Source organism: Parabacteroides sp. D25 (assembly GCF_000307475.1).
In the GTDB taxonomy this organism is placed as follows: Bacteria; Bacteroidota; Bacteroidia; order Bacteroidales; family Tannerellaceae; genus Parabacteroides; species Parabacteroides distasonis.
This window is the reverse complement of record NZ_JH976504.1, coordinates 301157-314849: the sequence shown is the minus strand read 5'-3', so window position 1 is coordinate 314849 and position 13693 is coordinate 301157. Positions and strand designations below refer to the sequence as shown.

Genomic DNA, 13693 nt, shown 5'->3' with positions numbered 1-13693 from the left:
AGAAGATCTCATGAAACATTATATAAAGAACAAAATCAATACATTCATTAAGTCTTCTCATTGGTACAACGAGGTCCTTTTCAAAGACTGCGTGAAATTTTGGGAAATGAAAGAGGAGCCATTGGACGTTGTGAATCTAGGCAGCAGTTCCGGCGTATATGATTTCGATTACAGCGATATGAGATGTAAGGGAATGAACTGGGCTGTGGCGCCGCAGACGATGGTAGGCGACTTTTTGATACTCAAGCGGTACCGCAAGTTCCTAAAGGATAATGCTATTGTGTTTTATCCGCTTTGTCCGTTTACGTCGATCAGTGGAGCGGTGGATTACATAGAAGACCGTTGCTATAGTTTTTTGGACTATCGAACGATTCCCGGTGGACACTATATCCGGAATAGTAAAATAAAGGGCTATAAAAATAGCCCTATATCCATATACCCATTGGTGGAATTTATCCGTGACATAAGGACACGAGTCTTTTCGTCCAAAGACGTGATAATGAGAGATAGGCAACTGGAGCGTGATGCTGAGAATTGGATAAAGGGATGGACTGTTCAGTTTAATATCAATAACTTGAATGATAAATTCGTGGAGAGTCATAGAACGGTATATGATAGGACTATATCAATGTTAAAAGATATGATTGAGTATTGCAAAGAGGAGAAGTTAAGGCTGGTCCTGGTCATACCACCTATGCATAGATCTTTGTGCCGTAAATTTCCCGCTGCTGCCAAAGAACAACTGATAGACTCTTTCATTACAGAAGCCAACGGGGGGGAGACATGGTATTTCGACTGTATGGAAGAGCCTGGATTTTCGGATGACAAATCCTTGTTTCGCAACTGCTATTATCTTAACAAGAGAGGAGCCCTATTATTCACTAAATACATAATGGAAAAAATAGATAATAAGTAATTATGGGAATAAAGTCTTACATCGTGAATTTCTTGAAATCCCTTAAACACGGGGGAGTAAAATATGTCTCTGTTACATTTACCAATCCTGATGCCAGATATGCCAATAAGAAGGTATTTATTTCTGGCGGTAGCGAGGGATTGGGCAGAGCTATGGCTAAGGCGTACTTGGCAGAGGGTGCTGAGGTTATAGTGACTGGAAGAAGTAAAGAAAAACTGTCAAACTTCCAGCTTTCCGAAAGTAATGCCAAGCTTTATACGTTGGTATGGGACGCCTTGGATTTTGACTCTTATAAGCAGAAGTTCGATGAAGCCGTTTCTATGATGGGTAGAATCGACATATTCGTGAACAATGTAGGAGGTGGGATGTCTAAGTATGAACCGTGGAATGCATATACTGCGGAAGTACTGGACAGGACATATGATATCAATACGAAAAGTATGTTTTTGATGTGCCAAATGGAAGGGCTGTATATGATAGACAATAAAATCAAGGGGAATATACTCAACATTACCTCTATCGCCGGCTACCAAAGACTTTTCGACCCTTATGCCGTGGCCAAGTGGGGCGCTCATAGCTTGACTGGTGGAATCGCAAGAAAACTTATTGCTTATGATATCGTGGTGAATGGTATTGCGCCTGGCACATGCCTTACCTCCAATCCAGCGTTGCCTCATAATAGGAACTTTGAAGACAACGCTTATTTCCAAGGACAGCCGAGTAAACGTTTTACAATGCCTGAGGAAATAGCTAAAACCGCTCTCTTTCTCACTAGTGGCGAAGCAAGGCAAATTGTTGGCTATATAATCCCTGTAGATGGGGGTGTCTTGATTTGAACGTACTGATTGGCTATTGGATATCCGGTAAAGTATATTAATTGAAAGAATGTGTTTTTGAATGTTCATATTCGTTGTTATGTATGATTAAAATCCAAGAACAATGGTGAGAGACTATTCTATTGATTCGGTAAAAGGTGTATGCTTATTGCATATGTTCGTCCTGCATATTTTTATAATATATGGTTTTTTTGATGCAAAAGGTGCCGCATCCGAATTCTATTTTAATGCCCTAAGTTTTTTTATGTCCTCTTTTTATTTTTTTAGCGGCTTTTTCTTCAAAAGCCCTGAGAATGGAAATGAGATGAAGTATATTAGGAGTAAGGTTAAGAAGTTTATCATACCGCTGATAACATGGTCTGTCATTTCTTTGCCCTTTGTTTATTGTAAGGATTATTCATTAATAGATATTAACATGGAGGGGTAAAATGGTTTGAGCTTTTCACGTTCGTTCTTCCATTGGGATGTTTACGTTCAAATGATGCTTTGTGGTTTCTTTCGTCACTGTTTTTAGTGAATGTTAGTTGCTAAATTTGTGCCCAAGACGAAGATGAGACACTTTACTCATCTGTCAGCAAATGTTGTAAAGCCATTTAGTTTACCCAAGGCTAAATGTAAAGCTGTTTAGTTCACCTAACGGAAGTTGTATAGCATCTTAGTGAACCAACCTAAAGAGTGTAAAACGTATTAGTTAATCACATTCAAATCTGACAAGCATTTCTAGAGACAGTCAGTATGAAAGTCCCTCTACTTACTTGACCTGATAAGACTGAGAAAGAAGAACTTGTTTATCCTGTTTTAACTAAAATAAGAAAGAAGATAAAAATATGGATCATGAAAATAGGAATATTGACACAACCTCTTAGAGGTAATTATGGCGGAGTTTTACAGAATTGGGCCTTGCAGCATATCTTGATTCGGTTGGGGCATGAGCCGATTACTATTGACATCCTTCCTCGTCCTTCGATTGGAAGATTTATTCTTTCTACGATCAAATCCTTGCTTCTTTGGTTTATTCCTTCACGCAGGAGAAGATTTAAGAGATGGAGAGAGAGAAGGATGCCGCTATTTGAGGAATTTGTGAGTAAAAATATTATCAAGACTCCTACTTGTAGAAATTATTCGATGGAGATGATTAGAGAATATGGTTTAGAAGCATTGTTGGTAGGTAGTGATCAAACGTGGCGTCCGATATATAATGTGAATCGTTTGTCGGATATGTTTTTGCATTTTGCGGGGAATTTTTCGGGAAAAAGGGTTGCCTATGCTGCTTCTTTTGGCGTAGACTATTGGGAATATTCAGAAAAACAAACCTCCGTTTGTTCCTCTTTAGCTCAGCTTTTTGATGCCGTATCTGTGCGAGAGACAAGTGGAGTGGCTCTTTGCGAGAGATATTTGGGAATAGATGCTGTGGCAGTACTCGATCCCACGTTACTTGTTAGAAAGGAGACATATGCGGAGTTGTGTATGAAAGTTCCTGTTTTTAAGAAGAGATATCTTGCTGCTTATGTGCTAGATTCCGCAAAGGAAGTAGATCTGATAATCACAGAAGAGGCGAAAAAAAGAGGATTGCCTATCCTTCGTTATTCCGCTTATGGACAGGCCAAGCTGACAATAGAGGAATGGATCGCTATTTTTCGTGATGCTAGTTTTGTAATTACGGATTCATTTCATGGAACAGTATTCTCTATTATTTTCGAAAAACCTTTCCGTTGTGTTGTGAATGAGAGAAGAGGTGGTGTTCGTTTTGCTGATTTGTTAGAAAAATATCATTCTGGTAAGCTGGTGGAGTGGCGTGAAAAGAGTCTTGATTTTTTGCGAGAGGCGTTGAATGGTTGACGGTATGGATGTAACGGTAAATGAAAATATTCTTAAGGATAACCTGTCTTTTATAATTTGATATCGTGCTTTCAGTATTTATTTATACATTTATAATGTGTTTTCTGTTTTGCTGTGCTTCTATTGCATCTTATAGAGAGCATGTAACTATACATAAAAATCTGTTTTTTAGATGGGAGATAATCCTTATGCTCCTTTCTTTTGCTGTTGTATTTGGGATGCGATACGATGTCGGTGAAGATCATTTAGGTTATTTAGATGGATATATAAATCCATTTCTTCATAAGGAATATGAACCTTTGTTCGCATTAATTCGTGATACGCTTAGTAATGCAGGTGTACATCCAATCGTTTTTTTTGCGGTTTGTGCTTTCATTCAAGTGTTTTGTCTTTTCTATTTTATGAAAGACTGTAAATTCTTGTATCCTGCTTTGATTGTATCTCTTTTTATGGGTCAATTCTTTATTCATTGGATGAATGGTATTCGACAAGATATTGCAGGTTGTATATTCTTATGTGCTATTACTTGTGTTATAGATAAGAGGATTGTAGGATTCTTTACTCTTGTGTTGATTTCTGTTGGTTTTCATTATTCTGCTGTTATATTATTCCCATTTTATTTTCTATATCTGAAAAAAGATCACTATTTTAATAGTATTAATGTTCAATATTTATTGCTTTTTGTTGTGTCTTATGTTGCTATATATAATGTTGATTTGTTGACAAATATAAATGATACTATATTCTATTTAGCTACACTTTCTGGATATGAAATGTATACTGAAGATGTGCTTTATCGATTTGCGGATATTACGAAAACAGGTGTAAGTATGTATGTTTTTATTTTATTGGATCTGATTATTGTATCATATTGTAAAAAAATGAAATGCTATTATTATGGGAGGAAATTTAATATAATATATGATTTGTATTTTTTTGGAACTTTGGCTCAGATTGTTTTTGTTAATAATTTGGTTTTAGCTAGGCCGTTTCGTTATTTTAGAGGATTTAAACTTGTAGTTATAGCGTGTTTGATATTCTTCTTGTATAAGAAATCAAGACAGAGTATTAATGCCGCTGTTCTTTTTATGGTTGTTGTATTATTGCTAATATTATTTGCTGCTACAATTAAGAATGAACCCTTTCATTTTATGCCTGTATGAAAAAAAAATAGTATTGTTATTCCATGTTATAATTCGGAGAATTATATTTCTATATGTATAGATGGCTTAAAAAAACAATTGTTTGATGACGTTGAATTCATATTTGTAAATGATGGATCTACAGATCATACGTTAAATTATATAAAGAAATTTGAACGAGAAGATGATAGAGTTGTTGTTATAGATAAACCTAATGAAGGTGTATCTAAAGCAAGGAATGATGCCCTTGATGTTGCCCGTGGTGAATATGTGTATTTTTTGGATCCGGATGATTTTATTGATGCTTCTTGGTGCGAAGAGATGTATGTGCTAGCAAGTAAATATCATGCTGATATTTTGATTTTTAATTTTTACAATATAGTGAATGGAATCAAACATTTTTGTTTGACTAATATTCCTGTTGGGGTATATAATCTTGAAAATATTTTGATGTTTGTAGATTATCTTCCAATTACACCTAAGTTGTATAGGCGAGAAATAATTAAAAATGTTAGATTTAATACAAATATAAAAGTAGGTGAGGTCTTTGATTTTTTTATAGGAGTATTGCTTAATACGCATAGAATATATGTTACTGATAGATTTTATTATAATTATGTTCGACATATAGATTCTGCTACTAAAAATCTAAATATGAATGTGGATTTATCAATTGTTGATACATTATATAGTATAGATGAACGAGTCCGTAAATCCGAATGTAAAATAGTAACTAGCAAATGTTTTGTATATTCTGTTTGTAAGTTGCTTAATGGATTTGTTTTTAATAAGTATGTGAAAGTTGTAGCACTAGGTAAGGCTCGTGATTTAGTTGATTATGTATATACAGATTCTTTAGTGCGAAAGTATATAAAGGAAAGGGTACGGATGACTTCGTGGAGTAGTCCTGCTAAATATTATTTTATGTTATTGTATGTTTCTCCTAAACTATTGTATTTTATTTTGAGGAGTTGTTTGAGGTTGAAATTTATTAAGTGAGTTATAGATGATTTTGATCAAAGAATATTGATTTATAAGCTAAGCGTTATGAAAAATCTCATAATCATTGCCGCTGGAGGCATGGGACGTACTTTATATGACATGTCTCGTGAGAGTAGGGGGTATGGCGAGGAGTTTGTTGTGAAAGGATTTATAGATGACAACCTCTATGCTTTAGATGGTTTTACAAACTATCCTCCTATTTTAGATAGAATAAGTACTTATATTCCACAAAAAGATGATGTTTTTGTATGTTCTATAGGTGGGGCAATTCGCAAGAAATGTATGGAAGAGCTTATAAATAAGGGTGCTTTATTTATAAGTCTAATTCATCGCACGGCACGTATTGGAACAAATGTGAAATTAGGTGTAGGAAATATAGTTGGAGCGTACACCAGTATTGGGGCAGATGCAAAGATTGGTAGTTATAATTTGATACAATCTTATACGGTAATAGGACATGATGTACAGATGGGAGACTGGAACCGGGTTGATACCCATGTTACCTGTGTGGGAGGAACGGTAATAGGGAATGAAGCGGATATTTATACTTCTTCTGTCTTGAATCATGGAGTTGTAGTTGAAGATAGGGCACATGTGGGTGCATGTAGCTTTGTTATAAGGCGTGTAAAAGAAGGTACAACTGTAATGGGGAATCCGGCTAAGAAATTAATGTAAAAGCTAAATAAATAAGAATATGGAAATGACTGATTTTATCGAGAAATTGGCTGAACAATTTGATGATGTAGATGCTGGTTTATTGACTACTGAAACTAAGTTTCATGAGTTGGATGATTATACTTCCTTGGTGGCTCTGATGATTATCTCCATGATTGATGAAGAATATAATGTGACGGTTACGGGTGATGACATGAAGAAACAGGTAACCATTGGCGATTTGTATAATTTGGTATCTTCTCGTCTGTAATGTATAATCCTTTTTCTTTAGAAGGTAAGACGATACTTGTAACGGGTGCTTCTTCCGGCATCGGTAGGGCAACGGCTATAGAGTGCGCTAAATTGGGTGCAACTCTAATACTGACAGGCCGGAACGTACAAAATTTGCATGAAACGCTTCAAACTCTTGAAGGAGGAAAGGAACATCGGTTCATTGTCGCTGATTTGTCTAAGGAGGACGAATGTGGTGAATTGATTGCTTCTTTGCCTATGTTGGATGGCTTTGTCTGTAATGCCGGTATAGGAAAGATGATTCCTGTACAGTTCTATTCGTCTGAAGTATTGGAGGAAGTATTTGGAGTCAATGTATTTGCACCCATGCTTCTCATGAAATTATTGGTACGAAAAAGAAAGATGAAGAATCCATCTTCGGTAGTTTTTACGGCTTCTATTTCCGCTTATGGTAATGTGGCTCCTGCCAATGGAATTTATGGGGCTTCAAAGAGCGCTTTGAGTACTTATATGAAGTATGCGGCTTTAGAATTGGCCGGTAAGGGTATTCGTTGCAATGCTGTGCATCCCGGAAGGATTCAGACACCATTGATAGAAAATAAACTTTTGACAATGGAAGATGTAGCTAAAGATATCGACGTGTACCCGTTAAAACGCTATGGAAAGCCCGAAGAGGTGGCTCATGCTATTATCTATTTATTGTCGGATGCTTCATTATGGGTTACAGGTACCCATTTAGTGATTGATGGAGGACGTAGCTTGAAATAATAGAGATGGGAAGATTTTTAGAGAATAAAGTATGTATCATTACCGGTGCTGCACAGGGTATCGGAAAATCGATAGCAGAACGTTTTGTCGGTGATGGTGCTATTGTATATGCTTGTGACCTACAAGAAGGAAGTATGGATGTATGGGCGGAACAATGTGTGGCTGTACAAGGAATCGGTGTAATACCGTTGTATTTTGATGTGACGGATGCTGCAGCTGTCAAGTCTGCTTTTATGTCGATATTCAAACGAGAAGGTCGTATTGATGTACTGGTTAATAATGCCGGTGTGGTGTTTAATAAGAAAATCGGCATGATTGTTCGACCGGAAACAGAACAGATGTTCCGGGTAAATGTGATTGCAGTCATAGAAATGGTACAGTTGGTATCTCGTTTAATGGCTCGTAATGGTGGTGGATCGATTGTGAATATCGCATCTGTTACGGCAGTATTGGGGTCTCCCGGTCAGTCTGCCTACTCGGCTACCAAAGGGGCTATTATGTCGTTTACCAAATCAGCTGCTAAGGAATTAGCTCCTTTGGGAATTAGAGTCAATGCCGTAGCGCCGGGTATCGTGAAGACGGAACGATTCTCTGAATTGTATGAGGAGAGTGGTGAGAAGATTGATACACGTATTCAGAAAATAGCTTTGGGACGTTTGGGTACACCGGAAGATGTGGCGAACGCTTGTGCTTTTCTTGCCTCTGACAGGGCTTCCTATATTTCCGGTCAGATATTGGGCGTGGATGGTTGCGCTTCCATTTAGAATAAAATAATCAGATGATATTAGGTTTGAATGAGCGACCGCAGGATGCGGTTGCCGCAATAGATGCTTCGGGGGCTGTCTTGAGGTATGGGGAATTGTTATCCTTTTCAGAGAGGATCGGCTCTTTGCTTCCAGTACGTTCCTTATTGTTTCTGTTGACAGAAAACAATGTGGGGGGAATAGCGTGGGGCATGGGGTCTATTCATTCGGGTAATGTGCCTTTGATATTGAACGCTCATATCGAGGAGGGGCTTTATCATAATTTGTTTGAAATATACCGTCCCTCTTATGTGTGTCTTCCTACAAGAATGGCATCCGCATTGCGATATGAGATCGTGTGTGAGTGCTATGGCTATACATTGTTGCATACAGGTATGGAGCCTTGTACGCTACATGCCGACTTGTCTCACTTGTTACCTACTTCCGGCTCTACGGGAAGTCCTAAGTTGGTACGCCATAAGTATGAGAATATAGAGGCGGCAGCTTTGAATATATCGACTTTCTTTGGACTTACGTCTGATGACAGGCCCTTACTGGTGTTGCCTTTGTATTATACGATGGGATTGTCAGTCGTATTCAGTCATTTGTATGTGGGCTCTACTGTATTGATAACGAATCAGAGCATGACGGACAAGGCTTTTTGGAACTTTATGAAGGAACAACGGGCAACTAGTTTTACGGGAGTGCCTTACAGTTTTGAGATATTGAACTTAATGCGCTTTTTCCGGATGGATTTGCCGGATCTGACCTTACTTACTCAAGGTGGTGGTAAAATGTCTCGTCAGTTGAATTTGAAGTTTGCCGAATATTGTCGTGACAACGGGAAACGCTGGATCGCGACTTATGGACAATCGGAGGGGACTGCTCGTATGGCTTATTTACCTGCGGAATGGGCCATTGAGAAAGTCGGCAGTATAGGCCGGGCTGTACCTAATGCGGAGTTGTCGTTGATAGATAGTGAGGGAAATCGTATAGAGGGGGCCAATACCGAAGGTGAGATGTGTTATCGAGGTAAAAATGTGACGATGGGATATGCCCGTAGTCGGGAAGACCTGTCGCTGGGTGATGAACGCAATGGTTTTATGCGTACCGGTGATTTGGCTTATCGGGATGAGGATGGCTGTTACTACATAGTGGGGCGCATGGGACGTTTCTTGAAACTGTTCGGTATGCGCATCGGATTGGATGAGTGCGAGCAGATAATCAAAGGAAAATATCCGATAGAATGTGCTTGCGTAGGTACGGATGAGAAGATGACCGTTTACTTGACTGATGAGCGATATGCGATGGTGGTAAAAGAGGTGTTGGTAGAAAAAACCAAATTGGTGGCCTCGGCATTTGAGATAAAAGTGATTGATGAAATTCCCAAGAATGAGGCGGGAAAGATATTGTATAGTAAGTTAAATTCATAAAAGTAAATAGCTATGACAAATATAGAGAAGTATAATAATGCTTTTGTAGAAGTGTTTGGTGTGGAGATCGCGGTGTTGGATGATGGCTTTTCAAAAGACAGCGTGGATGCGTGGGATTCTGTTCATCAATTGAATATAATCGCTTTATTGGAAGAGTCTTTGGATATTATGTTTGACCCGGAAGATATCATGGAATTTACCTCATATGGTAAAGGACGTGAGATCTTGAAGAAGTACGATGTTGAGCTTTAACGGTTGGACTTATGGCAAGGTGGGAAATTAAGAATGTTGGCATGAAAGGAGTGGCTATGGCTGTTCCTAAGAATGTGGTAACAACTTCCGAATTAGGACTTCTTTCTCAAGAGGAAGCGGATGTGTTCGACAATACGGTTGGTATAAAACGTAGGCATATAGCCCCGGATACCATGTGCGCTTCGGATATGTGTCAGGCTGCCGCTGAAAAACTGCTTGTAGAGTTAGGGTGGGAGAAAGATAGTATCGATGTATTGTTGTTAGAGTCTGTTACAGGCGATTATCGTACTCCCCCGACCTCTTGTGTGCTACAGGATAGGCTTGGCTTGTCGGAAAATTGTTTCTGTATGGACATACCCATGGGATGCTGTGGTTGTATGTATGCCATAACGGTTGCCGGTAATCTGTTGACGGCGGGTAATGTGAAGCGTGCGTTACTACTTATAGGGGATACGGCCTTGCGAATGGGTTCCATGAAAGACAAAAGCCGTGTACCTTTATTTGGAGATTGTGGTACGGCGATCGCATTGGAATATGATGAGGCCGCTAACGATATTGTAGTAGACTTCCATACCTACGGAAAAGGATATGAGGCTCTGATGACCCCTCATGGTGGTTTTCGTCATCCGGCTACTCCTGCCTCTTTTGAATATGAGGATTTTGGTAATGGTATTGTGCGTGCGCCTATTCATACGTTGATAAATGGTATGAATGTTTTCTCATTTGCCATATCTCGTCCTCCTAAATCCGTTGAGGCTTTCTTAGCGGATTATAATATCAATCGTGAAACAGATATAGATTATTTCTTGATTCATCAGGCGAACAAGATGATCGTGGATCGTATCGTGAAGAAATTGAAGTTGCCCAAAGAGAAAGTGCCTTACAATTTGGAAGAGTTTGGGAACTTAGGAGGTGCTTCTATTCCTTCATTGATGGTAACAAGGATCGCAGATCAACTTAGGACTAAAGAAACGACACTATTAATGTCTTCGTTTGGACTGGGATTGAGTTGGGGGACGATGTGGGTGAAGACGAAACCTATGATTGTGTCAACGCTTGTAAGCATTTAAGATTAAGTTGATAGGTGATAATTTAATATTAAAGTTATATGGAAAAGAAAACATTTCGGCAAAGAGTTAGTAAGGTAGTTCGTGGTATATATACCAATTATTTGAAATATGTCAAAAAAGTTGATATAGGAAAAGGCGTCTCTATTTCTCAGAGGATAGATATGGACAAAGTAAATCCTAGGGGTATTCATATTGGAGATGAGACAAGGGTGTCGGTTGGGGTTATGTTATTGGCTCATGATTATTTTAGGGGTAAAAATAAAGTTGATACATATATAGGAAAGAGATGTGTCATTGGTGGAAGAGCAATAATTACTCCAGGCGTAACATTAGGGGATCATGTGTTTGTGGGAGCTGGTAGTGTAGTTACGAAAAGTTTTCCTAGTCATTGTCTTATTGCGGGAAATCCAGCTCGGATTATTAGGACAGGAATAGAGATAAGCGAGAAAAGCCAGATTGTTAATTTTGGAACTTTGGTGAAAAATAAGGAAAGTGAAAAAAAATAATCTGAGTATGTTTTTATATATAGTAGTATGATGTATAGATATATAAAAAGGATAATAGATTTTATTTTATCATTGTTTGGCATTGTAGCTTTGATTCCCATATATTTAGTTCTAATAGTAGTGATTCGGTTTAAATTAGGATCTCCAATTTTCTTTATACAAGAGCGTTCAACTTTGAATGGACGTTCTTTTAGTTTATTGAAATTTAGGACAATGACTAATAAAACTGATTCAGATGGGAATCTTTTGCCGGATGAACTGAGAAAAACTTCATTTGGCAGTTGGTTGCGAAATACCAGTTTAGATGAGTTACCAGAGTTATTAAATATTTTGAAAGGAGACATGACTATCATAGGGCCAAGACCAATGCCTTCTAAATACAATATATATTTTTCTGATTATGAGAAAAAAAGATTTAAAGTAAGGGGAGGTTTGTTACCTCCTGAAGTTTTAAAGGATAATCCTACTCCAACTTGGGATGAACAACTACAGTGGGAAGCGGAGTATGGTGAAGATTGCTCCTTCTTTATTGATTTAAAAATATTGTTTAGAACGTTTAGACTTTTAATCCATAGGAAAAATGATAATTATGGCGAATATGTAAGAAAGTCTTTATCTGAAGAAAGAACAGAAAAAAATAATGCTTATGAAAGTAGCAATACATCAGCCTGATTATATTCCATATTTGGGATTCTTTTACAAGATGTATAAATCTGATTTGTTTATATACTTGGATGATGCTCAGTTCTCGAATGAGGCTGCTCACAATTTTAATAAGATCAAGACCCCTCAAGGTGTCTTGCGTGTAAAGTTTCCCGTAGAAATGAAATTTGGTGATCCTATTAATCATGTGAGACCGAAAGATGAATTGAAATGGAAGGAAAAGCATCTTAAGACAATAGAGATGAATTATAAGAAAGCTCCTTTCTTTTCTGATATTTATCCATCTTTAAAAGAGGTATATCTAAATGATTATTCCAATGTGGCAGATTTGAATATAGCATTAAATACATTTATCTCCAATCAATTTGGTATTAAACCTAAAATATTTAGATCCTCTGAATTGCTTTCTCATGCTAAAAAAGAGGAGCGTGTAATTGATTTGTCATTGGAAGTTGGAGCTACTGCATATATTTCGGGCAATGGTGCTAGAGTGTATCAAGATGAATCCCATTTTAATGAAAGAGGATTAAAATTAGAATATATGGATTATTCTCCTATTGAGTATCCTCAGTTATGGGGAGATTTTATAGAGAATATGTCTGTTCTTGATTATATTTTTAATTGTGGATTTGATTTTGAGTATGTAGTTGATAAGGTTGATGCTATAAATGGAAATAGGTAGTTTTTTGGAATTAGACTTACGTGATACTGGTGAGTTGTTTAATGGCTCTGAAGTCTGTAGGTTAAATCTTAATAGAGCTGGTATTTATCATTGTTGTAGACTTCTAAATGTAAATAAAGTCCTTTTGCCTTATTATGAGTGCTTTACGGTTCGTAATTTTCTTCTTGGTAAAGGTTTTAAAGTTGATTATTATCATATAGATAAGGATTTTATGCCTCTTGATATTTCTCAAGATGATGATACCGCAATAGTGTTTGTGAATTATTTTGGCCTTATGTCTACAGAGCACATGTTATCATTGATTGAGGGGTATAAAAATGTTATCATCGACAATGCCCAATCTCTATTCGCAAAACCTATAAATGGAGTCTATAATGTCTATTCTCCCAGAAAGTTTGTAGGCGTTCCTGATGGCTGTTATGTAGTAGGCCCAGATGCTGTAAGGTTTAGTGATGAATATGATCAAGATTTATCTTCTGAGACAGCAGGTTTCTTATTACAAAGAATAGAAGTGGGTTGCAATTCTGCTTATCAATATAGACAATTAAATGAGAAGCGTATAGATATGTCTAACATTTCTAGAATGTCTATTCTTTCTCGTGCTATACTTAAAAATGCTCCTTATGATTATATTAAAAATAAAAGATTTGAGAATTTTAATTTAGCATCTGATTTATATTCTTCTATGAATAAAATCAATCCTCATATATATTTCGATGATAATTGTGTTCCATTTGTTTATCCATTAGTTGTAGAGAAATCTGATATGGTGGATCTTTTAAGTAAAGAGAAAATTTATACCGGACGTTGGTGGAATTATTTGCTTAAGGAAACTGATTCTACATCTTTTGAGTATTATCTATCCTCTTATATGATCCCTATACCGATTGATCAGCGTTATGGGAAGAATGAGATTGAATATGTTTATAATATTA

At 37.2% G+C, this 13693-nt stretch carries 17 protein-coding genes; all 17 read left to right on the top strand.

Going from position 1 to position 13693, the window contains the following annotated elements; translation table 11 throughout:
- Nucleotides 1–10: 10 nt before the first annotated feature.
- Complete coding sequence (locus HMPREF0999_RS14090; protein ID WP_009276200.1) at nucleotides 11–916, top strand: hypothetical protein; 906 nt, start codon at nucleotides 11–13, stop codon at nucleotides 914–916.
- A 2-nt stretch (nucleotides 917–918) separates the two neighbouring features.
- Nucleotides 919–1752: an SDR family NAD(P)-dependent oxidoreductase gene (locus tag HMPREF0999_RS14085; protein WP_008779273.1), complete on the top strand. Its 834-nt coding sequence runs from the start codon at nucleotides 919–921 to the stop codon at nucleotides 1750–1752.
- A gap of 103 nt (nucleotides 1753–1855) precedes the next feature.
- Nucleotides 1856–2179, top strand: coding sequence for an acyltransferase family protein (locus HMPREF0999_RS14080; RefSeq protein WP_009276199.1), 324 nt, complete (start codon nucleotides 1856–1858; stop codon nucleotides 2177–2179).
- Nucleotides 2180–2586: 407 nt separating this feature from the next.
- Nucleotides 2587–3591, top strand: a complete 1005-nt coding sequence (locus HMPREF0999_RS14075; protein ID WP_008779275.1) for a polysaccharide pyruvyl transferase family protein — start codon at nucleotides 2587–2589, stop codon at nucleotides 3589–3591.
- Between the two features lie 65 nt (nucleotides 3592–3656).
- On the top strand, nucleotides 3657–4754 hold the full coding sequence (locus HMPREF0999_RS14070; protein WP_232306309.1) for an EpsG family protein: 1098 nt from the start codon (nucleotides 3657–3659) through the stop codon (nucleotides 4752–4754).
- Between the two features lie 12 nt (nucleotides 4755–4766).
- Nucleotides 4767–5732, top strand: a complete 966-nt coding sequence (locus HMPREF0999_RS14065) for a glycosyltransferase family 2 protein (RefSeq protein WP_198286129.1) — start codon at nucleotides 4767–4769, stop codon at nucleotides 5730–5732.
- A gap of 48 nt (nucleotides 5733–5780) precedes the next feature.
- On the top strand, nucleotides 5781–6410 hold the full coding sequence (locus HMPREF0999_RS14060) for an acetyltransferase (RefSeq protein ID WP_009276196.1): 630 nt from the start codon (nucleotides 5781–5783) through the stop codon (nucleotides 6408–6410).
- 19 nt (nucleotides 6411–6429) lie between these two features.
- Nucleotides 6430–6660: an acyl carrier protein gene (locus HMPREF0999_RS14055; protein ID WP_008779279.1), complete on the top strand. Its 231-nt coding sequence runs from the start codon at nucleotides 6430–6432 to the stop codon at nucleotides 6658–6660.
- Nucleotides 6660–7409, top strand: coding sequence for an SDR family NAD(P)-dependent oxidoreductase (locus HMPREF0999_RS14050; protein ID WP_008779280.1), 750 nt, complete (start codon nucleotides 6660–6662; stop codon nucleotides 7407–7409). Before HMPREF0999_RS14055 ends, HMPREF0999_RS14050 begins: the two co-directional genes overlap by 1 nt.
- Before the next feature lie 5 nt (nucleotides 7410–7414).
- Nucleotides 7415–8173 (top strand): SDR family NAD(P)-dependent oxidoreductase, encoded by a 759-nt coding sequence (locus HMPREF0999_RS14045; RefSeq protein ID WP_008779281.1) that lies wholly within the window; start codon nucleotides 7415–7417, stop codon nucleotides 8171–8173.
- Nucleotides 8174–8187: 14 nt separating this feature from the next.
- Nucleotides 8188–9585, top strand: a complete 1398-nt coding sequence (locus HMPREF0999_RS14040) for an AMP-binding protein (RefSeq protein WP_009276195.1) — start codon at nucleotides 8188–8190, stop codon at nucleotides 9583–9585.
- A gap of 12 nt (nucleotides 9586–9597) precedes the next feature.
- Nucleotides 9598–9837: an acyl carrier protein gene (locus tag HMPREF0999_RS14035; RefSeq protein WP_008779283.1), complete on the top strand. Its 240-nt coding sequence runs from the start codon at nucleotides 9598–9600 to the stop codon at nucleotides 9835–9837.
- Nucleotides 9838–9848: 11 nt separating this feature from the next.
- On the top strand, nucleotides 9849–10907 hold the full coding sequence (locus tag HMPREF0999_RS14030) for a 3-oxoacyl-ACP synthase III family protein (RefSeq protein ID WP_009276194.1): 1059 nt from the start codon (nucleotides 9849–9851) through the stop codon (nucleotides 10905–10907).
- A 38-nt stretch (nucleotides 10908–10945) separates the two neighbouring features.
- Nucleotides 10946–11413 (top strand): acyltransferase, encoded by a 468-nt coding sequence (locus HMPREF0999_RS14025; RefSeq protein ID WP_008779285.1) that lies wholly within the window; start codon nucleotides 10946–10948, stop codon nucleotides 11411–11413.
- A 27-nt stretch (nucleotides 11414–11440) separates the two neighbouring features.
- Nucleotides 11441–12085 (top strand): sugar transferase, encoded by a 645-nt coding sequence (locus tag HMPREF0999_RS14020; RefSeq protein ID WP_008779286.1) that lies wholly within the window; start codon nucleotides 11441–11443, stop codon nucleotides 12083–12085.
- Nucleotides 12060–12758, top strand: a complete 699-nt coding sequence (locus tag HMPREF0999_RS14015) for a WbqC family protein (RefSeq protein ID WP_009276193.1) — start codon at nucleotides 12060–12062, stop codon at nucleotides 12756–12758. Before HMPREF0999_RS14020 ends, HMPREF0999_RS14015 begins: the two co-directional genes overlap by 26 nt.
- Nucleotides 12759–12762: 4 nt before the next feature.
- Nucleotides 12763–13693, top strand: a 931-nt coding sequence (locus tag HMPREF0999_RS14010) for a hypothetical protein (protein ID WP_232306308.1), incomplete at its 3' end; no start/stop codon positions are given.